Origin of the sequence: Rickettsiella grylli, assembly GCF_000168295.1 — a bacterium.
Taxonomy (GTDB): domain Bacteria; phylum Pseudomonadota; class Gammaproteobacteria; order Diplorickettsiales; family Diplorickettsiaceae; genus Aquirickettsiella; species Aquirickettsiella grylli.
Map to the genome: position 1 here is coordinate 26,030 of NZ_AAQJ02000001.1, position 25,505 is coordinate 51,534.

Below are 25,505 nucleotides of genomic sequence, written 5' to 3' on the forward strand. Positions count from 1 at the left end.
AATGTAGGAAATGGACTATTGAATCATAATTTATAAATTTTTTTGGATGATTAGATGGTTATGGATAACGATCGGAAAAATATAAACACGAAACGATCTATCGATGAAGAGGGTGAAATTTATGAAGGTTAACATCGTTTGTCAACACACGATGACATTAGGTGAAGGTCCTCTCTGGCATCCCGTGGAAAAATGTTTATATTGGGTAGATATCGTTGCTGCGACGTTGTATCGATTAAATGCGGATAACAGTATCAATAAGTTTATAATGCCCAGCGAAATAGGTTCAATTGCATGGTCCGCGCAAGGTGGTTTAATAGCCGCATTGAGGGATCGTTTTGCAACGATTGATACAAACACGGGATCAACTCAAACGATTGCTTTACCTTTGCATAAGATGAAAAAGGTGATGTTCAATGATGGCAAATGTGATAGACAAGGACGGTTTTGGGCAGGTACGAAAGATGTTAAAGAACAAGAACCGATTGGTGCGTTGTATTGTCTGAATAAAGGGAATGTAGTAGAGATGCTGAAAGGATTTACGGTGAGTAATGGCATTGCGTGGAATTTGGACAATAGTGTGATGTATATTTGTGATTCGCCTTCTCGCCAAATTTATCAATATGAGTTTGATAAGCGACGTGGAAGTTTAGGCCAAATGCAGGTATTTGCGCAGATCCCACAAGAAGAGGGTTTCCCGGATGGACTTACCGTTGATAGTCAAGGTTATCTTTGGAGCTGTCATTGGGATGGTTGGCAAATCACGCGTTATACCTCAACGGGTGAAATAGACAGTATTATCCCTATGCCGATCCCTAGACCCACGAGCTGTTGTTTCGGGGGCCCTGATTTAACAACTTTGTATGTGACATCGGCTTCGATTGGTTTAAGTGCATCTCAACTGGCTGATGCGCCGCAATCAGGAATGATTTTTTCGATAGAAACCGGCATAAAAGGCTTACCCGAACCTGGTTACTGCGCTTAAATGAGATTGGATTCTTATAAAAATGCTGTCATAAAAAATTTTCATTTTTATCAGTAATTTTTATTAGCAAAAGTATGAATAGACTTAAAAAAGAGATTATTTATGATAAAAATATCAAATCCTAATGGGTTGGTTTATACAATTTCTGGATTTGCCGCTTTAGCAGGATTGTTATTTGGCTATGATACAGGAATTATTTCGGGCGCTATTTTATTTATTAAAAAAGATTTTTTTTTAACGAATTTTCAAATTGAGTGCGTTGTTAGTGCTGTTTTGTTGGGTGCTTTAATCGGTTCGGGCGTCAGTGGTCGAGTCAGTGATTTATTTGGTCGACGTAAAATACTTCTATTTACTTCAATGACGTTTATCTTAGGATCTTTAATTACAGCGTTTTCACCTAATTTAACTTTTTTAATGATAGGCAGAATAGTATTGGGACTTGCTATCGGTATCGGTTCTTTTACGGCCCCTCTTTATTTAGCGGAGATTGCCCCAAAACGTATTCGGGGGTTGTTGGTTTCTTTAAATCAGTTAGCCATTACTATCGGTATCGTTTTTTCTTATATGATTAATTATTATTTTTCTGTTTCAGGTGGATGGCCTTGGATGTTTGGTTTAGGAGTTATTCCCGCGATTATTTTATTTTTAGGGACGCTGTATTTGCCTGAAAGTCCACGATGGATGATTTTAAAGGGTTGGAATCAAAAAGCACGTACAGTTTTACAATATTTACGGCATAATGAAAACATTACTAAAGAATTTGACGAAATCTGTCAAACAGTGGCCATTGAAAAAGGGACACATCGTCAATTATTGGCAAAATGGTTACGACCTATTCTCTTTATTAGTTTAGGCTTAAGTTTTTTTCAACAAGTTACGGGAATTAATGCCATTGTGTATTATGCGCCAACTATTTTACAACTAGCAGGTTTTAAATACGCGAGCAACGCTATTTTAGCAACACTCGGTATTGGAATAATTAATGTATTATTTACGCTTGTCGCATTACCGCTGATTGATAGATGGGGGCGTCGTCCTTTGTTATTGTATGGCCTTTTAGGGATGTTTATAAGTTTAGTGAGTTTAGGATTAGCTTTTTATCTCCCTGGATTTACCCAACTACGTTGGGTTGCTGTAGCCAGCATGATTCTTTACATTGCTAGTTTTGCAATGAGCTTAGGCCCTATAATGTGGTTAATTATTTCGGAAATTTTTCCATTAAATATTCGTGGAGTGGGAGCGAGTTTAGCGATTTCGATGAGCTGGGGTTTTAACCTGTTAGTATCGTTAACGTTTTTGACGTTGATCGAATGGATAGGGACGAGTTACACGTTTTGGCTCTATTCATTTTTATGTATATTAGGCTGGATTTTTGTTTATTTTATTGTTCCAGAAACAAAAAATTGTTCTTTAGAACAAATTGAAAATAATTTACGTTTAGGACGTCCTAGTCGTGAATTAGGTGCAGCGCTACGCCTTTCTTCTTTATTTGAAAAACTAAAAAAAACCGTTGCTTTTTTCTAAATCAGAAAAATATGAGAGATTTTAAATGATGTTGAAAAATAAAGTTATTTTAATGACTGGATCGACGAACGGAATTGGTGCTGAGGCGGCACGACGGTGTGTTGCTGAAGGCGCTAAAGTTATGATCCATGGTCGTAAGGAAAATTGTGCTAAAAAATTAGTTCACGAACTGGGAGAATCAAGCAGGTTTTTGTTAGCTGATTTAATGGAGGAGCATGCTTATTCTTATTTAGTCAAAGAAACGGTAAAAAAATTTGGTCGTTTAGATGGTCTCGTCAATAATGCCGGTATTTATCCACGAAATAATATTGACACCGTTTGTTTAAAAATGTGTGAGCAAATAATGCGAGTCAATTTCTATGCGCCTTTATTTTTATGCAAAGCGGCTGTAGACGTTTTCCGTCGTCAGAAAAAAGGGGGAACGATAGTGAATATAGGCTCTATTAACGCTTATACCGGTCAGCCTGATCTTTTGATTTATTCTGCTTCTAAAGGTGCCCTCATGACAATGACCCGTAATTTAGCGGATAGTTTAGGGCCTGAATTTATTCGAGTGAACCAATTAAATGTGGGATGGACACCGACTGATCAGGAGGTTTGTTTAAAACGAAAAGAAGGCTTACCTGAAAACTGGCAGGAAAAGATTCCAAAAATGTATGCGCCGAGTGGCCGTTTATTATCACCTCATAATGTAGCGTCCCACATTGTATTTTGGCTTGCCGATCAGTCCGCGCCCGTGAGCGGTGCGGTCTATGAAGTTGAACAATATCCCATTATTGGACGCAATCGTTTAAATGAGTTGATAATACAATAAGTTAAGAAAAAAATTGGATCTATTTCAAAAATATAAAATGCGATTTTCTTCGAGGTTTCATTATGAAGATTCAAGATGCTCAAGTGTTTATGACGTGCCCTGATCGTAACTTCGTGACGTTAAAATTGGTTACCAATGAAGAAGGATTATATGGTCTTGGTGATGCCACCTTAAATGGGCGTGAGTTAGCGGTTAAAGCGTATTTAGACGATCTTATTCCGTGCTTAATAGGTCGAGATCCCGCGCAAATTGAAGATATTTGGCAGTTTTTTTACCGCGGTGCTTATTGGCGCCGTGGACCTGTAACAATGGCTGCTATTGCGGCTATCGACATGGCGCTATGGGATATCAAAGGAAAATCATTAAATACACCACTTTATAATTTGTTAGGTGGAAAAAGTCGTCAAGGAGTGATGGTGTATGGACATGCGAATGGGAAAAATATTACAGATACACTTTCTCAAGTTGGAAATTATATCGATATGGGGTACTTAGCCATACGGGCCCAAACCGGAGTGCCTGGCTTACCGAATAGTTATGGGGTATCTAAAGATAAAATGTATTATGAACCTGCAACGAAAGGATTACCACAAGAATATATATGGTCCACCGAAAAATATCTCAATTATGTGCCTAAATTATTTAAAGCGTTGCGTAAGACCTATGGTAATGATATCCATTTCCTTCATGATGTCCATCATCGTTTAACCCCTATTGAAGCGGCCCGTCTAGGAAAAGAATTAGAGCCCTACCATCTTTTTTGGTTGGAGGACACTGTGCCTGCAGAGTTACAGGAAGGTTTTCGAATTATACGTCAGCATACAACAACACCACTTGCGGTAGGCGAAGTATTTAACACAATATGGGATACGCATCTATTATTTACCGAACAACTTATTGATTATATTCGTATGTCTGTTGTTCATGGGGGTGGAATATCACATTTAAAAAAAATAGCAGCAATGGCAGAAATTTACCATATAAAAACAGGATGTCATGGTCCAACAGACGTTTCACCGATTACAATGGCGGCCGCGCTACATTTTGATATTTCAATTAATAATTTTGGTATACAGGAATATATGCGTCACACCGAGAAGACCAACGAGGTATTTCCCCATCATTATCACTTTGATAGAGGTTATTTATATCCTGGTGAACAACCGGGTTTAGGTGTAGATTTTAATGAAAAATTGGCAAAAAAATACCCTTATGAACGCGCCTATCTGCCCATTAATCGAAAAATAGATGGAACGTTATTTAATTGGTAAATCCGTGTTAGTTTGAAAATAAGCCTCTTTAAAGAGGCTTATAGTGGTTAGTAAAACAAAAATAATATTATTGTTTATTTATCATTAATATATTATTTAATGTTTTTACGAATCCGGCAGGATCATCCAATGGTTCACCCTCAGCAAGTATGGCCTGGTTTAAAAGTAAATGAGACCATTCTGCTAAACGAGCATCATCTTGTTCATCTTTCAAATCTTGTATAAATTGATGCTGAATATTAAGCTCAAAAATGGGTTTACTTTCTGGAATTTTTTGACCCGTCGCTTCTAACATACGTCTCATTTGACTATTTAATGCATTTTGTTCTTTTACTATACATGCAGGAGAATCGGTCAAGCGTTGTGAAATACGAACTTCTTTAACTTTATCCTTCAGTATTTCATGAATATGTTTTAATAAGGATCCAAATTCTTCTTCACATTGCTTTTTCCGCTCTTCATTTTTTTCTTCAGTGATCCCTGAAATATCGGAATCTTTTGAAACCGATTGTAATTGTTTACCTTTAAATTCAGTTAAATGAGCAACTAACCATTCATCAATACGATCATGAAGCAGCAATACCTCAATTTCTTTTTTACGAAAAATTTCTAAATTAGGACTATGGCTTGCCGCTGCGAAATTTTCTGCAGTGATGTAGTAAATTTTGTCTTGCTGTGGTTTCATTCGTGCCACATAGTCTTCTAAACTAATGGTTTGCTCACTTTTATTGAGATGCGTTGAACTAAATCTTAAAAGTTTAGCCAATGAATCACGATTTATAAAATCCTCAGAAAAACCTTCTTTTAAAATATTGCCGAACGCTTTCCAAAATTGTAAATATTTTTCAGTTTGTTCTTTAGAAAGATGATTCAGTGTTTCTATTATGCGCTTGGTGATCGCTGAACGAATATTGTCTACCTGCTTATTATTTTGCAAAACTTCTCGAGAAATATTTAACGGGAGATCATTGCTATCAACAATTCCTTTTACGAAGCGCAAATAACGCGGTAAAAATTGTTCTGCGTCATCCATAATAAATACACGCTTAATATAAAGTTTTAACCCGCGTGGTTTTTCTTGTGTCCAAAAGTCAAAAGGATCAGCTTGAAGCGGTAAATAAAGTAAAGTCGTATATTCTTGATTCCCTTCTATTTTGTTATGGATCCAGCTAAAAGGATCCTCTTGATTCTGCGTGAGATAAGTATAAAATTTCTTATAGTCTTCATCAGTAATTTTATCTTTCGGTAAAGTCCAGAGGGCAGTTCCCGTGTTCACGGTTTCCCAAAGGGTTTCTTTTTCAACCGATTCACCGGATTGATTTTCTTTTGGATCAGAAACTTCTTTCTCTTTAGCATTTTTTTTCATACTAATAGGGAAATTAATATGATCAGAATATTTAGTAATAATGCCTTGTAATCGCCAATCTTCTAAAAATTCGTCGATATCTTTCTCTTTCTTTAGATGCAAGATGATCTCTGTTCCTCGATGAGGTTTAGTTATTGTTTCAATCGTATAACCATCATTAGATTCTCGATTATATTCCCAAGCAACACCCTCTTCAGGCAATTTTCCAGCGGCGCGAGTTTTCACAGTAACTTTATTCGCAACCATAAATGCTGAATAAAATCCAACACCAAATTGGCCAATAAGCTGAGTATCGTGGTGGGCGTCCCCTGTTAGAGAATCTAAAAATTCTTTAGTGCCTGATTTAGCAATGGTACCCAGATTAGAAATAACCTCATCCCACGTCATGCCTACTCCATTATCGATGAGCGAAATGGTCCGTTTCTCTTTATCCGTAATCAAAGTAATTTGGGGGTTAGGGTCTTCTTCATAAATTTGAGGATTGGATAAAGCCTTAAAACGTAGTTTTTCAATGGCATCATGTGCGTTTGAAATGAGCTCGCGTAAAAAAATTTCTTTATTTTTATAAATTTTATCTATCATTAAACTTAATAATTGCATACTTTCTGTTTTAAAGCGCAATGTTTTTTTTTCAGAAACGGTTGTCATAAATCCAATGCCTCATTTTACTAAATAGCGAGTTTGTAGACGTAATATAAGGACAATTTTCTCAATTTCAAGTTGAAAATTCGAAAAAACAAGAAAATATAAAATAGAAAATGAGGTTTATTGAAAAAATTTTTAAATGAAAAAAAGTGAAAATAAAAACATTTTACGAAAAAACCTCTGAAAACATTGATAAGTCTTCAGAGGTTTAGTTCGTCTATTTTTAAAATTCTAAATCTTCTAAATCGAGTCAGCAGAGCGATGTGCTTCTATTTTATTTTAAATCAGCGAAATTCGCAAAATTTGCTGAAAAGGGTAGAGGTGGTTCTTTTTCCTCTTTTTTTTCAGATGAAGGTTCGTGATTAATGACACAAGCCAATATCCAAGCGACACCGAGTTCCAACCCTGCTAAAACGACACCCACTAATACACCATCTATTATCATAGTAGTCCCCCATTAAATTGTTGAAATTTCTAATAAACGTATAAAATTTTTTAATAAACGCTTTAAAATTTAACTTCTATTAATTGATTTACTTATTAATAGTGGACTTTTAGCGAGAAAAGCGGTAGCGGGTCAAGAGGAAAGGGTTGTAAGTGCTTGGATAAGAAAGATGCAATTCAATCTCTATAAGCGATTTACAGAACGCGTTGTAAGTTTAGCGCCTAGGTTAATGCAAGTTGAATGCCATTACTAATAAATAAAACACCGGCAATACCGAGTCCTAACAGTAATGGTTTTCCACCTTTTACTTTAAATCCTTTCGCTAAAGGGTTTTTTCTATAACGCCCATGCCAAACCATTAAAGAAGGAAGCAAAATAAAAAGTATTGCGCAGTAAATTCCAGCATAACTTAATGCACCGATGAAAGCGCCTGGATAAAATAAGACGATGGTTAAAGGCGGCAAAAATGTAGCGAGATAAACAATAATTCCACTTTTTCCCCGTTTAGAGAGACGCAGACCATCCGCCAAAAAATCAGATAAACTTAAACCACTTGCCAAAAATGAAGTGGCTAGGCAAATAGAAGTAAAAATTCGTGCCATATAAGTAATAAGCTGATTATTTAAGGTATGACTTAATTGCATAACAAACTCACTGGTTGAGTTTTTTGAATGTAACATATGAATTAATCCATTCTTTCCTTCCCGAGCAATAACGCCCATAATACATAAATTCCAAAATAAATAACAAAAGAGCGGGATTAAACTACCTATTAAAATAGCTTTTCGTAATTTGGGAATGTCATTTTTAAAATAAACGCGAAGACTAGGTATTATATTTGCAAAAGTGAATGAAGTTATCATGACCGTTGCACCACTTGTTAAGTAGAGTAGATTTCCATTTTTTAATTTAATGCCTGAAACGTAAGGAATAATAAATAGAATCAATAAAATATAAATGCTCAGTTTACTCAACATTAAACCGCGATTTACGTAGTCTACATAATGAATGCCCTTATAAACGACGTAACTTAAAATGCTTACAAATAGCAGAATAGACAACCAATGAGGTACCTTAATACCTAAATTAAGCATTAAACCACCGAGAAAATCTCCACCACCTGCCATATAAGCTGCAAGAACAGAGTAAAATAATAAAAGATAACTGATCCAGGCGACGGATTCCCCAAAGCGACCTAATAGTATCCGTGACATGGAAATAATATTTGTATTTGCGGGAAGCCATAGATTAACTTCAAGGATTAAAAAAGCGCTGGCGGTCATAATAAACCAGCATAGCAATAAAAGGAGTAAAGAATTTATGAATCCTGCTTCGGCTGTGGCAATAGGTAAAGCTAACATTCCACCCCCTATTGCTGTACCTATAATCAGTAAAATGCCTCCAAGAAGCTGAGTGTCTATTTTGTTGAACATAGAGGGCGAAAAAATTGCAAATGAGAATTTAGTCTTAATATCTAAAGTTTAACGTACAACAAACCTTTTTATCACACAAGTAAAAAATTTATCTTTAGAGTCAGATGATAAAATTATAACCCCATACGTGGGTGGCGAATGATCGCTTAAATTCGATTAAAAATTTTTTGCCCGAGTTTGAGTTTGACCCGAGTTTGGCGATAGCAGTGAGCGGCAGTTTCTTGCTGAGGATGCGGGGATTGCCCATCTTGTAGGTGAAATAACTACAAAATTTGCTATATTGTTTTTAGGCAGAAAGCGTTTTAATCAACTATTTTGTTACTGAACTTATTCGGTGGTAATATGGAACTTATGCCACAATTAAATGTCTCTACCTATAACCCCGCGGAGAGCGCGGATGATAAGCTTTATTTTACCCCTTCAGCGATTAAACACATTAAAAAAATCTTGGGAAGGTTAGGTGAAAAATCTTTCCGTTTAAGTGTTAAACGTTCAGGGTGCTCTGGTTTTTCTTATGTAGTGGATTATATAACGAGTTCTCCTCCTGGGGATCTGCAATTTCCTATTGACAGTGATTTAGTGGTTTTTGTTGAACCGATAAGCTTTCCGATGCTTAAAGGGACGCATATTGATTACGTACAAAAAGGACTTACTGGAAAGTTGAAATTTATAAATCCAAATCAAATCGCTTCATGTGGATGCGGTGAAAGCTTTAGTATAGAGGAAAAATAGAGGGTTAAATCCCTCACTTATGAGATATAAAATTATTACGATAAATAACAAGCTGGGATTACATGCACGCGCTTCGATGAAGTGGGTTAAAATCGCTAGATGTTTTATTAGTCAAATTACGCTGAGATGTAATGGAAAACAAGTAGACGGAAAGAGTATTTTAGAAGTTATGGGGCTTACAGCCCGACAAGGGAGTCCTGTTGAAGTTATTGTTCAAGGAGAAGATGAAGCAGCCGCTTTAACCGTATTAGAAAAATTGGTTACTGACAGGTTTGGTGAAGAAGGATGATCGTTCAATGCCGATTTTTTTTGGCAAAAGTATTTTTTTTTTATTGATTATTCCTTTAAGTTTAACAGCCGCACAAGCACGTGATGAAACGGTTAATCAATTCATTTTTTTGAACCATAATTACCGTATTCAACAACGAATTGAAATTCAAAGCGCTGCTTTATTAAATACCCCGTATTTGGAAGGTGCTCTCGGTGAGGGAGTTAATGGCCGATATGATCAAAGTCCTTTATATCGCTTTGATTATTTTGATTGTGAAACGTATGTTGATACGGTTATGGCACTCGCGTTAGCCAAAAATCTTTCTGATTTTAGAAATAAAATGAATCGAATTCGTTACAATCAAGGACAGGTTAGTTTTACACGACGTAACCACTTCCCTAGTGCAGATTGGATCCCAAATAATAAAAGAAATGGCTATATCCGAGAGTTGAATTATTCAATTGCAGGTCAAAAAACGCAAACAAGTAAAGCACAAATAAATTTACGGAATTGGTATCGAAGATTAACTATTAATAGAATTCAAATCCCCTATTTAAGTGACCACGAAAAAGAAACGCGATTACGTCAATTAAAAAGAGAAGCTCGGGCTTTTTATGGAAGTAAAACGGCGAGCATATCATTTATTCCTGTTTATGATTTACTTCAACATTCCAATTTAAGACAACGAATACCTTCTGGAAGTTTAATTTTTTTTGTGGGTCATGATTCCTATCTAAGCGCTCGAATAGGAACTTCTATGAATGTACTGCATATGAGTTTCGCTATTTGGAAAAATGGCCAACTTTATTGTCGTATGGCTTCATCCAAGGCGGGAAGAGTATTAGATGTTCTTTTCCCTGATTATTTAAGAACCTATTTACCACTGGGTACGTTAAAAGGCATTAGCGTATGGTCTATCACCGAAAAAAATGAGAGGTGATACATTTTAAGCAATAATCAATCTATCGTTATAAAGTTCCTGCAATCATCATATTTTCAATAAAAATGGATCCTGTTTGAATAGAGCTTTTATAATTAATATCATTTCCTATGGCTATGATATTTTGAAACATATCTTTTAAATTACCAGCGATAGTCACTTCTTCAACAGGATATTGTATTTCCCCGTTCTCTACCCAATAACCGGCTGCTCCTCGAGAATAATCCCCCGTTACTAAATTGATACCTTGCCCCATCACTTCGGTAACTAATAAGCCCTTTCCCATTTGTTTGATGAGATCATTCAGTTCAAATTGACTCGTTTTTAATAGAATATTATGAAATCCACCCGCATTTCCAGTGGTTTGTAAACCTAATTTTCTTGCTGAATAACTGTTTAGCAAGTAACCTTGCAATATTCCTTCGTTCACTAAAACACGATCAGACGTGCAGACGCCTTCGTCATCAAATGGTGTACTTCCTAACGCATTCAGTAAATGGGGTTTTTCGTAGATAGAAATTTTTTTATCAAATACAGATTTTCCAAGGTAATCGACTAAGAAAGAAGCTTTTCGATAAAGGTTTCCACCTGAGATTGCATTAAGAAAAGCACTAATCACGTGGTTGGCAATTTCTGAGTGAAAAAGGATGGGCGCATGACACGTGCTTAATCGTCGTGCATTAAGTCGTTTTAGAGTCGTGTTAGCGGCTTCCTCGGCTAATTTTTCAAATGATTGTAATTGGTTTGGGTCACGACTAAGCGTGTAACTCCCATCACGCTGCATGCCCATTTTATCTTTTGCGATGAGATGACAAGAAATGGTGTGTAGAGAGCTAGGATATCCTGCCAAAAATCCATTACTATTCCCATAAACATGAATAGCCTCTTGAGTCGACAAAACAACGTTTTCTGAAGTTAATCGATTGTCGATAGCCATTGCCTTCGCTTCACACGTTTTTCCTAATGCAATCGCGTGTTGAGGATCAATCGACCACGGATGATAAAGATCTAGATCGAGCGGGTTTTTTTCTAAAAAATGAGATTCCGCTAAACCATTAAAAGGGTCTTCTGTTGTAAAACGTGCGATATGGCAAGCAGCTTCTACCGTATTTTCAATCGCTTGCGAACTAAAATCCGAAGTACTTGCAGAGCCTTTTTTGTAACCAAAGTAAACAGTGACCCCTAAACTTTTATTTCGATTATGCTCGATCGTTTCAACGTCTTGGTTGCGAATGCTGATTGAAAACCCCGTGTCATGATGAATATGTGCTTCGACCTGAGTAACACCGCGTTTTTTTGCCCTACTCATCAATTCAATAAGCTGATTTTTATAGTCTGCTTGCTTATTGATTAATTCTAAGGGATGTTCATGTTTTAATTGCGTCTGCATAACTCACTCTCGAAATTAAAGTGTAAAAGAGTATAGCGATACGTGTTAAATTTCGCTAGACTAGCTAATCATTGGGTTCATAGACTGGCTCGGTAGGATAAGGTCACCATAAAAATGCAACAATTTATTGAATTTGGTTTACGACACTGGGAGCTTTGGTTAGCATTTTGTGTTATTTTAGTATTATTATTAACCTTCGAATTACATGCTAAACTAACAGGCACACTCCCGCTTAGCGTTCAAGAAGCTATTTTCAAGATCAACAGAGAGGATGCTATTTTTTTAGATGTTCGTGATGCGCTGAGCTATAAAAAGGGACATATTGCAAAATCCATTAATATCCCTTTTTCTGAGCTTAAATCGAAATTAAGTGATTTAGAACCTTATCGAGAAAGGCCTATTATCATTAATTATAAGCCGGGACAATCGCATCATAAACTAGGTCGATTGTTAAAGAATGCCGGATTTTTAAAATGTTACCATCTTAAAGGCGGAATAATGAGTTGGCAGAACGCGGCTTTACCTCTCATTAAAGGATAAAGATTTAGTTTTTAAGTACTTGAAGAGGAGTTTTTTATGCAAAAAGTAGTAATCTATACGAAGCCGGACTGTCCATATTGCGCGGATGCCAAGGAATTGTTTACTAAAAAAGGCGTTCAATTTGAGGAAATCCAAGTCGATAAAAATCCTGAAAAATTGCAAGAAATGGTAAAATTAAGCAATCGGCGATCCGTTCCGCAAATATTTATTAACAATAAGTCTATCGGAGGGTTTGAAGAGTTATCAAAATTAGCGACCTCCGGAGAGTTAGATACCTTATTAAAAACCGAGTAATTTATGAATAATCAACCTTCCCATACCCAAGCTGAGCAGCCTGAATTTATTATCCAGCGGGTTTATGTGAAAGATCTGTCTTTAGAGACGCCACATTCTCCACAAGCCTTTAAAGAAGAATGGAAACCAGAATTAAATTTGCAGTTTACTATGGATACTGCGGTCATAGGAACTGATGAACATGAAGTTGTTTTAAAAATTACGGTGACAGCAACATCAAACGGTAAGACTTTATTCTTAGTTGAAGTAAAGCAATCGGGTCTTTTTACATTAAAAGGATTTAATGACGTACAAATTCATCAGGTTAAGAACATTACTTGTCCAACCATTTTATTTCCATATGCTCGGGAAGCCGTTTCGGATTTAGTGGGTCGAGCAGGGTTTCCTCCTCTCTATTTAGCACCGGTTAATTTTGAAGCGTTGTATGCGCAACAAATGCAAGAGCAAAAAAATAAAGAGGGTGGGCAAAAGGAAAACACGTCCAATTCAGTGACTACACCTTAATTTTTAACGTGTTTACAGTTGCATTAACAGGCGGAATAGCCAGTGGTAAATCCACTGTCGCTCGTTATTTTGCAGAATTTGGTATAAATATTGTCGATGCAGATCAAATTGGTCGTGAACTTGTTGATCATGACGCCACTATTCGCGAGAAGCTCGTTTCACGTTTTGGGCATAACCTATTAAAAAAAAACAACAAAATTGATCGTGATCATTTACGAACCATTATTTTTAATCAGATCGACGATCGTGAATGGCTCGAAGAATTATTGCACCCTTTAATTTACTGGAAAGTAAGAGAAAAAATAAAAAAAACGACAGGCGCTTATTGTCTTGCAGTAATACCTTTATTATTGGAAGGGAGAACGTCTCATTTACTGAAGAAAAAACCGTTGACAGAAAATTATATTGAACTTAATCGTATTTTGTTGGTGACTACCACACGGAATCTACAGATTCAACGCGCTAAGGAACGTGATTTTCTTGAAAAAGACCAGATTGATTCTATTTTAAATGCACAAATATCATCTCGAGAAGCCATTAAACAAGCGGATGATATTATTTATAATGAATCAGATTTGAAAAGTCTTTATAATGCGGCGAGCGCACTGCATAAAAAATATCTTTCCTGTTCAATGACCTCTAAAAATTCTCTTGATGATTCAAATGTTCTTCGCTATTATCTCACGTTTAAATAGGAATGATTCTTAATTTCATTTAATTTTTATTTAAGTTAGCTCTATTAGAATAAGTTACATTTTTTATTTTGAATGGAATCCGTCCTAAAAAGTGTTTTTTTGATATTTAGCGTGAGAGGACAACATGTATATAAAAAAAACCAAAGCTTTACGCTATGCGATTGCTCTGTTTCTAACAATAGGGACAGTTTTATCCACTGGATTTTTAAGTTTTTCCGGATTATGGGTTATTTATCCCTATACTATCCCTGCCATATTCGCTTTTTTCCTTTCAGGCGTTATTGAAGGAAAAGTTTTTGGAGTTAGTATTTTTAAAGGTTTAGCACGATTAAAATTATTGACATCGAATGCTGATAAACATTTGTTATTTTGGGAGTTAAATAAATATGTAGAAATCTCTTCTTTTCAAAATAAATACACATGTGATTTTTTAAAGGATTATTGCGCTCAAAGAAAAAAATATAAAGCATTAAAAAATAAATCGAATGTAGACGGGGAGGATGTAAAAGAAGCTAAAAAAAGATTGGAAGAGCTGAAGACATTTTTTTATCAACAATTAAAAGAGCCTGAACATACCGTAACATCCTATATTAGCAAAGAATTGAGAGAAGTCAGTTTACATGAATTAAAATCAGCTAAAAAAAGCGTCGCATTTCTACGTTTTTTTTGGGCAATCAGTATTATAGTTGGTATTGTTTCAGGATTTGTAACTGCTTTTGCAGTACAAGAAGCCATAACAGTGGGTTTAGCATGGTCATTATCGGCAATGGCGCTTTCCGCTATTATATGGCCGGTTGCTTTATTTGCAGCAATAGGCGCAACGTTTTTACTTTATTATGTTATGACTGATATTGTAAAAAATGATTTGATTAGCGAAGCCTGTATTAAAACATTTCGATTATTTAAAAGAAAAGACAAAGAACCAATAAGCGCTTATTTATTACGTTTAGCAAGCTTATCTATCGTGGTAATAGGGGTTATTGGTTTAACGGTGTTTGCAACCGCAGCTTCCGGTGGCACGTGTTGGATAGCGATGCAGAAAGGAGTAAAATTATTAGTGCCCAAATTACCTACTTTTGTAGCTTATTGTGCGAGTGCAATTTTAATCCCTATTAGTTTTTCAACGGATTTAATTTATGCCTTTAGTACCACTTTTCAAACCATTGATACGTGTAAAAAAATATTTTTTTCGATGGTTGAACGCGCAAAACATCCTCTTAAAACGATTATATCAAGTTGCGTGAATATAAAAAATAATTTAAAAAAGACTAAACAAGAAGAGACTTGGATACAATTTTTAAATCCTTTTCGTATTCTCGCTCAATTAATTATATCACCCATACAATCGTTTATTTTTGTAGGGCATTTAATCAGTGTTGGTTTAACAACGGATCGTTTTTTCAATGTTCCGCCTCTTCTAGTGGCCGGCGTATGTACAGTATCAGAAGGGTTACAGGATTTTAGTTTCTTAACGACACAAGATGAGGACCACACTGATCAGATGAAAGATGATCATGATCATCAAAACTTATTACAATTACCTTTACAAGTCCTTTTTTCTCCGCTTCTTTTGTTGATGGGAACTGTTTATTGGGGTTTTAAAAACGATAGAAATAAGACTGATTTTTTTGAAATCTTAAAAAATACATTTGAATTACCCTTATTAAATCTCATTTTTTTCCCCTTGTTACTCCCAGGAGCCTGTTGGGATTGGATATTTAAAAATCCTCACAATGGAGACTCATCGTTTTTGACGTCTATGAAAAAAAGCTTTGAAGTGCATACGCATAAAGCTGAGGATGGAGAAGAGGAGCCCTTTATCATCTGTGAACTATCCGAGGAATGGCGGGAAGTTCAACGGCCTAGAATGATATTGCAAAATGCTGAAAAACGGCTACAAACTACGTGGATGGATAAAAAAACAGCAACTGAAAAACAAACGTGTTTAAGACAATTAATGTCGAAAGAGGTATTCAATGACGTGGTATTGGATTTGAAAGAAGGTAAATCTTTTACCGATATTTTGATTCAAAATCCTAAAAAAATAAAAAATAAATTGGAAAATTTTAAACCAAACATAAATGGTTATCCTTATTCTGTTAATCGTTTTTTTGAACAACCCAAAACCTGGATAAGTATTTTTAATAAACGGCGTAACTTTTTGTCGAAAACTCATTCAACAGACGCGACCACTTTAAAGATGGTTAGAAATGCGTTTAGTTTAGTAAGGAATTAGGTCCTATCGCACTCGTAAACTTCATCTATACTATTAAATGTGAACACTTTCTGAGCCTGGCTTAGCGATTGTCATATCTGAATTTCTCTTGGAAAAATTTTAACTCGTTTATGCAGATTGACCACTTTCAGGTATAGTTATACCTGTAATCGTAACTGAGATATCGCTATGAATTCAAAATTTGATGGCTCAGATGTCAAAATTTTGAAAAAAAAAGTCGTTTATCAAGGACATTTTCAGCTTGAACAATGGAAAGTAAAATTTCGTTTATTTAATGGAAATTGGAGTGCAACACAAACCCGTGAAATCTTTGAAAGAGGCGAAGCGGTGGGTATTCTATTGGTTGACATTCATCGTGATCAATTGGTTTTAATTGAACAATTTCGTGTAGGTATTGCAGGTAAAACCGGGAATCCGTGGTTAATTGAAATAGTAGCTGGTGTCATTGATAAAAATGAACCTTTAGAGCAAGTAGCCCGTCGTGAAACAAAAGAAGAAACAGGTCTAGAAATAAATAATTTATACCCTATTTGCGACTATTGGGTAAGCCCAGGAGCCAGTTCAGAGCGTGTTTATCTTTTTTGTGGACAAGTGGATGCCCAATGTGCAAAGGGAATCCATGGCTTAACGGATGAAGGTGAGGACATTCGTGTCTGTGTTTTAAATTTAAACGTGGCTTATCATTTACTCAATCAAGGAAAATTTAATAATAGTTCGACTATTATTGCATTACAGTGGTTACAACATAATGAACAAAAGATGAGGAAAGCTTTTTTAAAAAACAGTAATTTATGACAAAATCTTCTCCAAAAAAATATACTGCCGAAGCGATAGAGGTACTCAGCGGTCTTGATCCAGTAAAGCGCCGGCCGGGTATGTATAGCGATACGTCTCGCCCGAATCATTTAGCACAGGAAGTGATTGATAATAGTGTTGATGAAGCCATTGCCGGTTATGCACGACATATTGATGTAGTGTTACATGTAGACAATTCTTTAGAAGTGAGTGACGATGGTCGTGGAATGCCGGTTGATGTTCATCCTGAAGAAAAAGTGACGGGCGTAGAGCTTATTCTGACAAGACTGCATGCGGGGGGTAAGTTTAATCATAAAAATTATCGCTTTTCCGGAGGGCTACATGGAGTCGGTGTATCTGTTGTTAACGCATTATCACATCGTCTGCAAGTGACTATTCGGCGAGATGGATTTATTTATCAAATGCAATTTGAACAAGGAAATAAAAAATCTAATTTAAAAAAAATAGGTAAAATGGAGACTGCAACATCAGGGACGTCTTTGCGTTTTTGGCCGGATAAACGCTATTTTGATAATGAAAAATTTTCAGTCAGTCGTTTAAAACATAGTTTGCGGGCGAAAGCGGTGCTTTGTCCTGGTTTAACGGTTCGCTTTACAGATAAGCAAGCGAATAAAAAAGACAAATGGTTTTATGTGGACGGCGTTCTTAGCTATCTAAAAGATAGTTTAAGACAGGTTGAACGTATTCCCAAGGAACCTTTTCATGGGCACTTTGCAACGGAAATAGAGGAAGTTGATTGGGCATTATGTTGGCTTTTAGAAAGTGGCGATGGGTTAATGGAAAGTTATGTTAATTTAGTGCCAACCGTTCAAGGAGGAACGCACGTTAATGGTTTGCGGACCGGCTTACTGGAAGCCATGAGGGAGTTTTGCGAGTTACGTGATTTATTACCGCGTGGTTTAAAATTAGCACCTGAAGATGTGTGGGAAGGATGTCATTACATACTCTCTGTAAAATTATTAGAGCCTCAATTTTCTGGCCAAACTAAAGAAAGGCTTACTTCTCGCCAATCGGCACTGTTTGTTTCCGGTGTAATAAAAGACGCGTTTAGTTTGTGGCTTAATCAACATGTGGCTGAAGCTGAAAATTTAGCGGAATTAATGATAGCTCATGCACAAAAACGTCAACGCAGTAAACACGTCGCACGGAAAAAAGTTTTAGGCGGTGCAGTATTACCAGGTAAATTAGCTGACTGTACAGAAACCGATTTGAATCGTACCGAATTATTTTTAGTTGAAGGTGATTCTGCAGGCGGCTCAGCAAAACAAGCGCGCGATAGAGCATTTCAAGCGATTATGCCATTGCGTGGAAAAATATTAAATACGTGGGAAGTGACGAGTAACCACGTATTAGGATCGCAAGAAATACACGATATTGCTGTCGCCATAGGAATCGATCCAGGATCAAAAGATTTATCAGGGTTACGTTATGGTAAAATTTGCATTTTAGCGGACGCTGATTCGGATGGTTTGCATATCGCGACGTTACTCTGTGGTTTATTTTTAAAACATTTTAGCGCATTAATAGAAGCAGGACATATTTATATAGCGATGCCACCGCTTTATCGTATTGATAGAGGTAAAGAAGTTTTTTATGCCTTAGATGATGAAGAAAAACAAATTATTTTGGATAGATTAATCGCTGAAAACAAAGGAAAAATAAGTATACAACGATTTAAAGGACTCGGTGAAATGAATCCGATGCAATTGCGGGAAACAACGATGGCGCCTGATACGCGACGGTTAGTTCAGCTTATCATTGATCATCCACAAAAAACATTTTCCTTAATGGATCTCTTACTCGCGAAAAAACGTTCGGGTGATCGTAAAATTTGGTTAGAAAAAAAGGGGGATATTGCGACGATATAAATAAACTCTATAAAATCACTAACGTTTTCGAATTAAAGTAAGACCATCACTGATGGGAATTAAGCACATGCTAATTCGTTTATCCTGGTAAATGGCTTGATTAAATGCTCGAATAGCGCGCGTTTGTTTATCATGAAAGGTGGAATCTGCCACCTTACCACTCCAAAGCACGTTATCAATGAGCATGAGGCCGCCAGGCCGAAGCAGCAGAAACGAACGTTCGTAGTAATTTAAATAATTGAGTTTATCCGCATCAATAAAGATAAAATCAAAACGATTTGACTGCCCTTGTTGGATTAAATTGTCTAACGTTTCTAATGCGGGCGCTAATTTCAGATCAATTTTATGTGCAACGCCTGCTTTCCGCCAAAAATGTTGTGCTATAGAAGTTGTTTCTTTATTGATATCACACGCGATAATTTTTCCAGTTTCCGGTAAGGTTAATGCAACCGCTAAAGCACTATAACCCGTATAAACACCGAGTTCCAATGTTTTTGTAGCACCAATGAGCTCAATTAAAAATCGCATGAATTGACCTTGCTCAGGCGAAATTTGCATGCCATGAGAAGCCAAGTGGCATGTTGCTTCTCGAAGTGATTTTAAAGAAGTAGGCTCATGTAAAGAAATAGATAAGAGGTAGTGATAGAGTTTCTCGTTGAGATGGAGTGTTTGGTTTGACATAATGGCTTACTTATTTTTTAGTTGCTGAATCGGTATATTTCACTATAGCGTAAAAGTTAAGTATTGTAGTATCGATTTATTTTATTATTGACATTCTAGCCAAGCGCAGCCAAAATAGCGGACCTTAAACCGTTAGGTCCCCATCGTCTAGAGGCCTAGGACATCGCCCTTTCACGGCGGTAACAGGGGTTCGACTCCCCTTGGGGACGCCATATTATTTTATCTCGCTCATTTCATTGAGTGAGATATATCTATAAACACTACAGTTAGTTTTCATTTATAGTGAACGCGTACCATTTGCCGTAATGACGCGACCCTTAAGGCTCTTATTTGTTTTTTATGATATATTTTTATTTAAAAATAATGAAAAACCTATATTGATAATAAAACAAGTCTCAAATAAAGAGTAAGCGAGAAGCAAGCTATGGCACATTTATTCGATAAACTATTACAGGGCTATCGTGTTTTTCGAAAAAAATATGTTATTGGTGATAATGCCGTTATGCGGTATTTAGCAGATTCGGGCCAAAAGCCTCAGACAATGATTGTTGCGTGTTGTGATTCGCGCGTTGATCCCGCATTAATATTACAATGTAATCCTGGTGATTTATTTGTGATGCGTAATGTTGCGAATATAGTTCCACCCTATCAAAAAGATGAAGCGTTGCATGGCACAAGTGCTGCTTTAGAATTCGGAATTCGAGTGTTGAATATTAAACATCTTATTTTATTGGGGCATAGTCAATGCGGTGGAATAGACGCCCTTTTAAATAGAGAACATTTATCCAAAAATGATTTTATAAGCAAATGGGTTTCTTCAATAAAGCTTCCAGATAATCAGATAAGAAATCCAGAGGAGATTGCAAAATTATCGTTGACACGATCCTATGAAAACTGTATGACTTTTCCTTGGATAAAAGAAAAAGTAGACGCTCAAACATTAACGATTTATCGTTGGTTTTTTGATATTAAGACAGGCCAAATGTTTACTTATTCACGCCGCGATCATATCTATCAAGCATTAGACGTTTAATGTTCATGTTCGCTTATAATCATTGTTTTGTTTTTCATTAAACGCTGTTTTTTTTCCTTAACTCGTTTAATTGCAGCATGAATATAAGCCATTTCTTCGTTAGGGTGGGATGTTTTTTTTATGAATGTTTGATGATGTACTGAATGAAGGCGGTATTTTTTTGCAACGTAACGTTGTCGTGCTTGTTGAGGGTTATACGGGGATTGCTGTAATGTGAACAGATCAATACAGTCTACTGGGCAAGGCGCAATACAAAGTCCACAACCGGTGCATTCTTGTTTTAATACAACATGCAATTGTTTCGCAGCACCTACAATTGCATCAACAGGGCAAGCTTGAATGCATTTGGTACAACCAATACATTCCGACTCACGTATGCGCGCAGTCATGGCCGGTCTTTCGTGCTTACGCATTTCTTCTACAAACGGTCCGGCCTCTTTTTTTAATAAGCTCGCTAAAGCGTGTAAGGTTTTTACTCCGCCGGGCGGGCATTGATTTATTTCTGCTTTGTTTGCTGCAATGGCTTTGGCGTAAGAATAGCAATCCGAATAGTGACATTGCCCACATTGCGTTTGTGGTAATAAAGCATCGATTTCTTTAATGTGTTTTTTTAAATCTTTTTTTGAGAGAACGAACGATGTTGTGTCCATTATTAAATGAAGATAAATGTAAATAAAATTTAATGTGCAGTAATCGAATTCATTTTTTGCATAGTAACAATAACTTCTTCAGGAATACGTTGTAATAAAGGAGTAAACGTGTTTATTCTATGATCGAATAATCCTTTTTCTCGTTGATTCCACGTCAAGGTTGGGATATTTAAGAAACGTTCTACTTTTTTGGCGGTCATTGGAAGTACGGGTTTTAAATAAAGTATTAAAATTCTAAAAAGATTTAACCCTAAACTACAGACCGCATGAGCACGTTCGACTGAATTTGGATTTTTAATGAGTAGCCACGGTTTTTCAGCATCAATCATTTGATTTGCTTTGTCCGCTAATTCCATAATAAGTTTCATCGCGCGATTGTAATTCAGTGCTTCATAATGACTTGAAATTTCATCGCCTTGACGAATAAACGTTTCCATGAGTGCAGGATTTAATAGATTTTTAGATAATTGATGCGCAAATTTTTTATTAATAAAGCTTGCACACCGACTTGCAATATTGACTAATTTTCCGATCAAATCTGAATTAATTTTTTGAATAAAATCGTGTAAATTAAAATCAATATCTTCTGTCTTTCGACTCAGTTTGGTTGCATAATAATATCGCAGATATTCAGGATCGAGATGGTTAAGGTAGTGTCGTGCAGAAATAAAGGTTCCGCGAGATTTTGACATTTTTTGTCCATTAACCGTTACGTAACCATGCACAAAAATCGCCGTAGGCGAACGAAAATTTGCACTTTTTAATATTGCAGGCCAAAAGATAGCATGAAAATTAATAATATCTTTACCGATGAAATGATAGAGCTCAGTCGTTGTGGGGCAAGACCAATATTCATCGAAATGTAAATCGCTATGGCGCGAACAGAGATTTTTAAAACTTGCCATATAGCCTATTGGTGCGTCGATCCAGACATAAAAAAATTTATTTTCTGTTCCTGGAATTTTAAAACCAAAGTAAGGAGCGTCACGTGAAATGTCGAGATCGTGTAAGCCTTCTTTAAACCATTCTAAAAGTTTATTGCTGATTTCATCAGCAAGATGATCCTCTTGTGTGATCCATTGATGTAAAAACTCGGTATAGTCGGAAAGTCGAAAAAAATAATGTTCAGATTCTTTTACAACAGGGCTCGTTCCTGTAATAATCGATTTAGGATCAAGAAGATCCAATGGAGAATAAGTAGAACCACAAACTTCGCAATTGTCACCATATTGATCAAGTGCTTTACAACAAGGACACGCGCCCTTAACATAACGGTCAGGTAAAAACATTTTCGCTGAGGGATCGTAAGCTTGTTTGATCCTTTTTTTATAGATGTTTCCTTTCTCTTTCATACGTTGGTAAATGAAACGCGTTAATGCTTCATTTTCTGGAGAATGCGTGGTATAAAAATTATCAAATTCAATAAAAAAATCTGTAAGATCGTGTTGATGTGCATCGGCTATTTCGCGCACTAAAGCTTCCGGGCTTATGTTGCGTTGCTGTGCTGCGAGCATGATGGGTGTCCCATGCGCATCTTCTCCGGATATAAAAATACAATGATGCCCCCTGATTTTTTGAAAACGGACCCATATGTCCGCTTGAATATGTTCTAATAAATGACCGATATGTAAAGGACCATTGGCATACGGTAGGGCACTTGTGACTAATAATTTTCGAGGTGTTTGCTGCATACTCATCTTTTGCGTATTATTGAGTATCAAATTCTGCCTTTTTGCGAGCAGTGGCGTCAAGTTATAATTTTCTTAAATATTATGTTAAGTCGTGCTAATAAAATCAAACATATTATTGCTATCGCTTCCGGAAAAGGAGGTGTTGGAAAATCAACGACCGCTGTTAATTTAGCCTTAGCGCTTGCTGAAGTAGAAAATAAAAATGTTGGGATCCTGGATGCGGATATCTATGGTCCTAATCAGCCGCAAATGTTAGGGGTTAACGAGAAGCCAACAAGCAAAGATGGTAAAACCTTGGAACCGGTTTATGCGCACGGTCTACAATCAATGTCAATTGGCTATTTAATTGATGCGAGTACCCCCATGATTTGGCGTGGTCCTATGGCGACAGGGGCCTTACAGCAATTATTAAATGATACGCACTGGAATAATCTTGATTATTTGGTCGTTGATTTGCCACCCGGCACAGGAGATATCCAACTAACCTTAACCCAAAAAATCCCTTTATCAGGCGCTGTCATTGTGACAACGCCGCAGGATATTGCGTTGTTGGATGTACGCAAGGCCATCGGGATGTTTAACAAGGTTAAAGTACCTTTGTTAGGCATTGTTGAAAATATGTGTATGTATGCCTGTAGAAATTGCGGTCATAAAGAACCTATTTTTGGCCATGGTGGAGGGGAGCGGCTTGCTAAAGCCTATGATATGAGGTTGCTCGGTACTTTACCTTTAGACGGAAAAATTCGCGAGCAAGCGGATGTCGGGACACCTATTTTTCTTGCAGAGCCACAAGGTGCTATTGCTGATATTTATCGAAAGATAGCACGCGAAATAACAGAACAACTGAACCATCCAAAAACAAAAACTTTTCGATTTCCGAAAATAGTTATCGATAAAGAATAGTATTAGGAAATAAATATGTCGATTAAATCTGATGCATGGATTTGCCGTATGGCAAAAGAATATAGAATGATAACGCCTTTCGAACCTCATCAAATGCGCCAAACGGGGGATGGGCGCATTATTTCTTATGGTGTTTCCAGTTATGGATACGATGTGCGTTGTGCTAACGCGTTTCGCGTGTTTACGAATATTAATTCTGCGATTGTTGATCCTAAAAATTTTTCAGAAGATAGTTTTGTTGATGTAAAAAATGATGTTTGTATTATCCCGCCTAATTCTTTTGCTTTAGCACATACGGTCGAATATTTTCGGATTCCAAGGAATATTCTTACTATTTGTGTCGGTAAATCAACGTATGCACGTTGCGGAATTATCGTCAATGTCACTCCGTTGGAGCCCGAATGGGAAGGCCAGGTTACACTTGAGTTTTCCAATACGACGCCTCTACCCGCTAAAATATACGCCAATGAGGGCGTAGCACAGATGCTATTTTTAGAGTCTGACGAGGTTTGCCAAGTATCCTATTGCGATCGTCGGGGCAAATATCAAGGTCAGCGTGGAGTAACGTTGCCGGTCACCTAGTGTTTTATTCGATTAATGTGACCAACCGTTTAAAATAATCTTGTTTCATACATGCTTTAGCTTTACTCAGTGTTTCTTCTGCAATTTGATTGGCTTGTGCGGTCCCTTGTTTTAAAATGTGTAAAACCGCACCGGGATCCTTTTCATAGCGTTTTCTACGTTCACGTATGGGTTGAGTCAGTTCGACGATTCTGTCGACGAGTACGCGTTTGCATTCCACATCCTTGATTTGACCTTTTCGATATTTATCTTTTGCTTCGCTAACCCATTTTTTATCAGGGTTAAAAACATCATGAAATATCCATAAAGGATTATTTTCTATAGTTCCTTTATCAGTTGCGCGCAACCGGTTGGGGTCGGTATACATGCCCATTACCTTTTTCTTAATGGTGTCAACGTCATCACTCAGATAAATGGCATTGTTTAACGATTTACTCATTTTGGGCAATACCCCTTCTGCATTCGGAGGGCCTGTTCCAACTAATCGACGTACAGGGCTAAGTTTTGCTTGAATAATAGGGAATAACCCCCCTTTAGCGATATAATCTTCATCTTTTGTGTGTGGATCGACACCGCAATAAATTTGGTTAAAACGACGTGCAGCTTCACGGGCTAATTCTAAGTGCGCTATTTGATCTTCCCCCACAGGCACAATGTTAGGTCGAAAACTAAGAATATCTGCGACTTGCCCTATAGGATAAAGTAAGAAACCAAACGGATAGTTATCGCCTAGGTTTTTTTGCCGAATTTCCTCTTTTATGGTTGGATTACGCATGACTCTGGGAAAAGAAATGAGCATACTAAAAAAGGAAGTGAGTTCAGCTATAGCCGGAATTTCTGACTGAATAAAAATATGACTTTGTGTTGGATCGATGCCAGAAGCAAGATAATCTAAGGCGATGTCAAACGTATTTTGACGGATTTCTTCAGGAGATTCGGCGCGTGTGGTAAATGCATGAACATTAGCGATAATGAAATAACAGTCATAAGTTTTTTGCAAGTCCACACGCAAAGCTAAAGATCCTACCCAATGACCAAGATGGAGCCTCCCTGTGGGGGTGTCGCCTGTCAGCAAACGAGGTTTAGAACGGATTATAGCCATAATTAATTTAAAATTAAGATTATTTTGCTAATATAACATGATTAATTTACACTTTTTAGTGTATATTTATAGAGAGAGAATAGATTAACAGTTT

General features: G+C 36.7%; 25 protein-coding genes and 1 tRNA gene. 18 read left to right on the forward strand and 8 right to left on the reverse strand.

Translation table 11 applies throughout. The features are described from left to right. The first annotated feature begins 121 nt into the window (after positions 1 to 121). The 4 genes from RICGR_RS00150 (at position 122) to manD (ending at position 4,594) form a co-directional block, all read left to right on the forward strand. Positions 122 to 985 (forward strand): SMP-30/gluconolactonase/LRE family protein, encoded by an 864-nt coding sequence (locus RICGR_RS00150; protein WP_006035865.1) that lies wholly within the window; start codon positions 122 to 124, stop codon positions 983 to 985. 102 nt (positions 986 to 1,087) lie between these two features. Continuing rightward, positions 1,088 to 2,509, forward strand: coding sequence for a sugar porter family MFS transporter (locus RICGR_RS00155; protein ID WP_006035617.1), 1,422 nt, complete (start codon positions 1,088 to 1,090; stop codon positions 2,507 to 2,509). Positions 2,510 to 2,534: 25 nt separating this feature from the next. Then, positions 2,535 to 3,323, forward strand: a complete 789-nt coding sequence (locus tag RICGR_RS00160; RefSeq protein ID WP_006034652.1) for an SDR family NAD(P)-dependent oxidoreductase — start codon at positions 2,535 to 2,537, stop codon at positions 3,321 to 3,323. A 62-nt stretch (positions 3,324 to 3,385) separates the two neighbouring features. After that, complete coding sequence (manD, locus tag RICGR_RS00165; RefSeq protein WP_006035499.1) at positions 3,386 to 4,594, forward strand: D-mannonate dehydratase ManD; 1,209 nt, start codon at positions 3,386 to 3,388, stop codon at positions 4,592 to 4,594. 67 nt (positions 4,595 to 4,661) lie between these two features. Here the strand turns inward: manD and htpG are convergent, their stop codons facing one another. The 3 genes from htpG to RICGR_RS00175 all read right to left on the reverse strand — a co-directional run bounded on the left by htpG (position 4,662) and on the right by RICGR_RS00175 (position 8,483). Next, on the reverse strand, positions 4,662 to 6,608 hold the full coding sequence (htpG, locus tag RICGR_RS00170; protein ID WP_006035238.1) for a molecular chaperone HtpG: 1,947 nt from the start codon (positions 6,606 to 6,608) through the stop codon (positions 4,662 to 4,664). A gap of 271 nt (positions 6,609 to 6,879) precedes the next feature. After that, a complete protein-coding gene (locus tag RICGR_RS07790; RefSeq protein WP_006035999.1) occupies positions 6,880 to 7,050 on the reverse strand; it encodes a hypothetical protein in 171 nt (56 codons plus the stop codon). A 221-nt stretch (positions 7,051 to 7,271) separates the two neighbouring features. Further along, complete coding sequence (locus RICGR_RS00175; RefSeq protein ID WP_006035086.1) at positions 7,272 to 8,483, reverse strand: amino acid permease; 1,212 nt, start codon at positions 8,481 to 8,483, stop codon at positions 7,272 to 7,274. A gap of 351 nt (positions 8,484 to 8,834) precedes the next feature. Between RICGR_RS00175 and RICGR_RS00180 the strand changes: the two genes are divergently transcribed. The 3 genes from RICGR_RS00180 to RICGR_RS00190 are packed head-to-tail and all read left to right on the forward strand — an operon-like array spanning position 8,835 to position 10,426. Then, the gene (locus RICGR_RS00180; RefSeq protein ID WP_006035187.1) at positions 8,835 to 9,215 is read left to right on the forward strand and encodes a HesB/IscA family protein; all 381 of its coding nucleotides are present in this window, start codon (positions 8,835 to 8,837) and stop codon (positions 9,213 to 9,215) included. 19 nt (positions 9,216 to 9,234) lie between these two features. Then, positions 9,235 to 9,504 carry an HPr family phosphocarrier protein gene (locus RICGR_RS00185; RefSeq protein WP_040615037.1) on the forward strand — a complete coding sequence of 90 codons (270 nt, stop codon included), beginning with the start codon at positions 9,235 to 9,237 and terminating at the stop codon, positions 9,502 to 9,504. Positions 9,505 to 9,511: 7 nt separating this feature from the next. Continuing rightward, on the forward strand, positions 9,512 to 10,426 hold the full coding sequence (locus RICGR_RS00190; RefSeq protein ID WP_006035006.1) for an N-acetylmuramoyl-L-alanine amidase-like domain-containing protein: 915 nt from the start codon (positions 9,512 to 9,514) through the stop codon (positions 10,424 to 10,426). 28 nt (positions 10,427 to 10,454) lie between these two features. Here RICGR_RS00190 and pmbA read toward each other — a convergent pair whose 3' ends face one another. Beyond that, complete coding sequence (gene pmbA / locus RICGR_RS00195; protein WP_006035519.1) at positions 10,455 to 11,816, reverse strand: metalloprotease PmbA; 1,362 nt, start codon at positions 11,814 to 11,816, stop codon at positions 10,455 to 10,457. 114 nt (positions 11,817 to 11,930) lie between these two features. Between pmbA and RICGR_RS00200 the strand changes: the two genes are divergently transcribed. The 7 genes from RICGR_RS00200 (at position 11,931) to parE (ending at position 18,769) form a co-directional block, all read left to right on the forward strand. Next, positions 11,931 to 12,356 carry a rhodanese-like domain-containing protein gene (locus RICGR_RS00200; RefSeq protein ID WP_006035798.1) on the forward strand — a complete coding sequence of 142 codons (426 nt, stop codon included), beginning with the start codon at positions 11,931 to 11,933 and terminating at the stop codon, positions 12,354 to 12,356. Between the two features lie 36 nt (positions 12,357 to 12,392). Then, on the forward strand, positions 12,393 to 12,650 hold the full coding sequence (gene grxC / locus RICGR_RS00205) for a glutaredoxin 3 (protein ID WP_006035515.1): 258 nt from the start codon (positions 12,393 to 12,395) through the stop codon (positions 12,648 to 12,650). Between the two features lie 3 nt (positions 12,651 to 12,653). Further along, positions 12,654 to 13,154 (forward strand): protein-export chaperone SecB, encoded by a 501-nt coding sequence (gene secB / locus RICGR_RS00210; protein WP_006034932.1) that lies wholly within the window; start codon positions 12,654 to 12,656, stop codon positions 13,152 to 13,154. A gap of 8 nt (positions 13,155 to 13,162) precedes the next feature. Next, positions 13,163 to 13,849, forward strand: a complete 687-nt coding sequence (gene coaE, locus RICGR_RS00215) for a dephospho-CoA kinase (RefSeq protein ID WP_006035276.1) — start codon at positions 13,163 to 13,165, stop codon at positions 13,847 to 13,849. A 124-nt stretch (positions 13,850 to 13,973) separates the two neighbouring features. Next, the gene (locus RICGR_RS00220; RefSeq protein ID WP_006035509.1) at positions 13,974 to 16,085 is read left to right on the forward strand and encodes a hypothetical protein; all 2,112 of its coding nucleotides are present in this window, start codon (positions 13,974 to 13,976) and stop codon (positions 16,083 to 16,085) included. 168 nt (positions 16,086 to 16,253) lie between these two features. Then, positions 16,254 to 16,880, forward strand: coding sequence for an NUDIX domain-containing protein (locus tag RICGR_RS00225; protein WP_006035108.1), 627 nt, complete (start codon positions 16,254 to 16,256; stop codon positions 16,878 to 16,880). Then, on the forward strand, positions 16,877 to 18,769 hold the full coding sequence (gene parE, locus RICGR_RS00230; protein ID WP_006034957.1) for a DNA topoisomerase IV subunit B: 1,893 nt from the start codon (positions 16,877 to 16,879) through the stop codon (positions 18,767 to 18,769). The genes RICGR_RS00225 and parE overlap by 4 nt, the downstream gene beginning before the upstream one ends. A gap of 18 nt (positions 18,770 to 18,787) precedes the next feature. Here the strand turns inward: parE and RICGR_RS00235 are convergent, their stop codons facing one another. After that, on the reverse strand, positions 18,788 to 19,450 hold the full coding sequence (locus tag RICGR_RS00235; RefSeq protein WP_006035005.1) for a class I SAM-dependent methyltransferase: 663 nt from the start codon (positions 19,448 to 19,450) through the stop codon (positions 18,788 to 18,790). Positions 19,451 to 19,586: 136 nt separating this feature from the next. Between RICGR_RS00235 and RICGR_RS00240 the strand changes: the two genes are divergently transcribed. Then, positions 19,587 to 19,662, forward strand: a tRNA-Glu gene (locus RICGR_RS00240). Between the two features lie 212 nt (positions 19,663 to 19,874). Further along, positions 19,875 to 20,483 carry a carbonic anhydrase gene (locus RICGR_RS00245; protein ID WP_006035184.1) on the forward strand — a complete coding sequence of 203 codons (609 nt, stop codon included), beginning with the start codon at positions 19,875 to 19,877 and terminating at the stop codon, positions 20,481 to 20,483. Here the strand turns inward: RICGR_RS00245 and RICGR_RS00250 are convergent. Beyond that, positions 20,480 to 21,133: an RnfABCDGE type electron transport complex subunit B gene (locus RICGR_RS00250; protein ID WP_006035786.1), complete on the reverse strand. Its 654-nt coding sequence runs from the start codon at positions 21,131 to 21,133 to the stop codon at positions 20,480 to 20,482. The genes RICGR_RS00245 and RICGR_RS00250 overlap by 4 nt on opposite strands. Positions 21,134 to 21,162: 29 nt before the next feature. Continuing rightward, positions 21,163 to 22,824, reverse strand: a complete 1,662-nt coding sequence (metG, locus tag RICGR_RS00255; protein ID WP_006035957.1) for a methionine--tRNA ligase — start codon at positions 22,822 to 22,824, stop codon at positions 21,163 to 21,165. A gap of 81 nt (positions 22,825 to 22,905) precedes the next feature. Here metG and apbC point away from each other — a divergent pair, with 81 nt between their 5' ends. Continuing rightward, on the forward strand, positions 22,906 to 23,727 hold the full coding sequence (gene apbC, locus RICGR_RS00260) for an iron-sulfur cluster carrier protein ApbC (RefSeq protein WP_006034990.1): 822 nt from the start codon (positions 22,906 to 22,908) through the stop codon (positions 23,725 to 23,727). A gap of 15 nt (positions 23,728 to 23,742) precedes the next feature. Next, positions 23,743 to 24,309, forward strand: a complete 567-nt coding sequence (dcd, locus tag RICGR_RS00265) for a dCTP deaminase (RefSeq protein WP_006035424.1) — start codon at positions 23,743 to 23,745, stop codon at positions 24,307 to 24,309. 4 nt (positions 24,310 to 24,313) lie between these two features. On the opposite strand, the gene trpS is transcribed toward dcd, so the two are convergent. Continuing rightward, complete coding sequence (gene trpS, locus RICGR_RS00270; protein WP_006035831.1) at positions 24,314 to 25,411, reverse strand: tryptophan--tRNA ligase; 1,098 nt, start codon at positions 25,409 to 25,411, stop codon at positions 24,314 to 24,316. Positions 25,412 to 25,505 lie beyond the last annotated feature (94 nt).

Excerpts from the sequence above, each read along its gene's own strand:
- pmbA (WP_006035519.1), bottom strand. The coding sequence starts at position 11,816 with ATGCAGACGCAATTAAAACATGAACATCCCTTAGAATTAATCAATAAG.
- RICGR_RS00180 (WP_006035187.1), top strand. The coding sequence starts at position 8,835 with ATGCCACAATTAAATGTCTCTACCTATAACCCCGCGGAGAGCGCGGAT.
- secB (WP_006034932.1), top strand. The coding sequence starts at position 12,654 with ATGAATAATCAACCTTCCCATACCCAAGCTGAGCAGCCTGAATTTATT.
- parE (WP_006034957.1), top strand. The coding sequence starts at position 16,877 with ATGACAAAATCTTCTCCAAAAAAATATACTGCCGAAGCGATAGAGGTA.
- RICGR_RS00235 (WP_006035005.1), bottom strand. The coding sequence starts at position 19,450 with ATGTCAAACCAAACACTCCATCTCAACGAGAAACTCTATCACTACCTC.
- manD (WP_006035499.1), top strand. The coding sequence starts at position 3,386 with ATGAAGATTCAAGATGCTCAAGTGTTTATGACGTGCCCTGATCGTAAC.
- htpG (WP_006035238.1), bottom strand. The coding sequence starts at position 6,608 with ATGACAACCGTTTCTGAAAAAAAAACATTGCGCTTTAAAACAGAAAGT.
- metG (WP_006035957.1), bottom strand. The coding sequence starts at position 22,824 with ATGCAGCAAACACCTCGAAAATTATTAGTCACAAGTGCCCTACCGTAT.
- RICGR_RS00155 (WP_006035617.1), top strand. The coding sequence starts at position 1,088 with ATGATAAAAATATCAAATCCTAATGGGTTGGTTTATACAATTTCTGGA.
- RICGR_RS00185 (WP_040615037.1), top strand. The coding sequence starts at position 9,235 with ATGAGATATAAAATTATTACGATAAATAACAAGCTGGGATTACATGCA.
- RICGR_RS00190 (WP_006035006.1), top strand. The coding sequence starts at position 9,512 with ATGCCGATTTTTTTTGGCAAAAGTATTTTTTTTTTATTGATTATTCCT.
- RICGR_RS07790 (WP_006035999.1), bottom strand. The coding sequence starts at position 7,050 with ATGATAATAGATGGTGTATTAGTGGGTGTCGTTTTAGCAGGGTTGGAA.
- RICGR_RS00200 (WP_006035798.1), top strand. The coding sequence starts at position 11,931 with ATGCAACAATTTATTGAATTTGGTTTACGACACTGGGAGCTTTGGTTA.
- RICGR_RS00175 (WP_006035086.1), bottom strand. The coding sequence starts at position 8,483 with ATGTTCAACAAAATAGACACTCAGCTTCTTGGAGGCATTTTACTGATT.
- RICGR_RS00225 (WP_006035108.1), top strand. The coding sequence starts at position 16,254 with ATGAATTCAAAATTTGATGGCTCAGATGTCAAAATTTTGAAAAAAAAA.
- apbC (WP_006034990.1), top strand. The coding sequence starts at position 22,906 with ATGTTAAGTCGTGCTAATAAAATCAAACATATTATTGCTATCGCTTCC.
- dcd (WP_006035424.1), top strand. The coding sequence starts at position 23,743 with ATGTCGATTAAATCTGATGCATGGATTTGCCGTATGGCAAAAGAATAT.
- RICGR_RS00220 (WP_006035509.1), top strand. The coding sequence starts at position 13,974 with ATGTATATAAAAAAAACCAAAGCTTTACGCTATGCGATTGCTCTGTTT.
- RICGR_RS00150 (WP_006035865.1), top strand. The coding sequence starts at position 122 with ATGAAGGTTAACATCGTTTGTCAACACACGATGACATTAGGTGAAGGT.
- RICGR_RS00250 (WP_006035786.1), bottom strand. The coding sequence starts at position 21,133 with ATGGACACAACATCGTTCGTTCTCTCAAAAAAAGATTTAAAAAAACAC.
- grxC (WP_006035515.1), top strand. The coding sequence starts at position 12,393 with ATGCAAAAAGTAGTAATCTATACGAAGCCGGACTGTCCATATTGCGCG.
- RICGR_RS00245 (WP_006035184.1), top strand. The coding sequence starts at position 19,875 with ATGGCACATTTATTCGATAAACTATTACAGGGCTATCGTGTTTTTCGA.
- RICGR_RS00160 (WP_006034652.1), top strand. The coding sequence starts at position 2,535 with ATGATGTTGAAAAATAAAGTTATTTTAATGACTGGATCGACGAACGGA.
- trpS (WP_006035831.1), bottom strand. The coding sequence starts at position 25,411 with ATGGCTATAATCCGTTCTAAACCTCGTTTGCTGACAGGCGACACCCCC.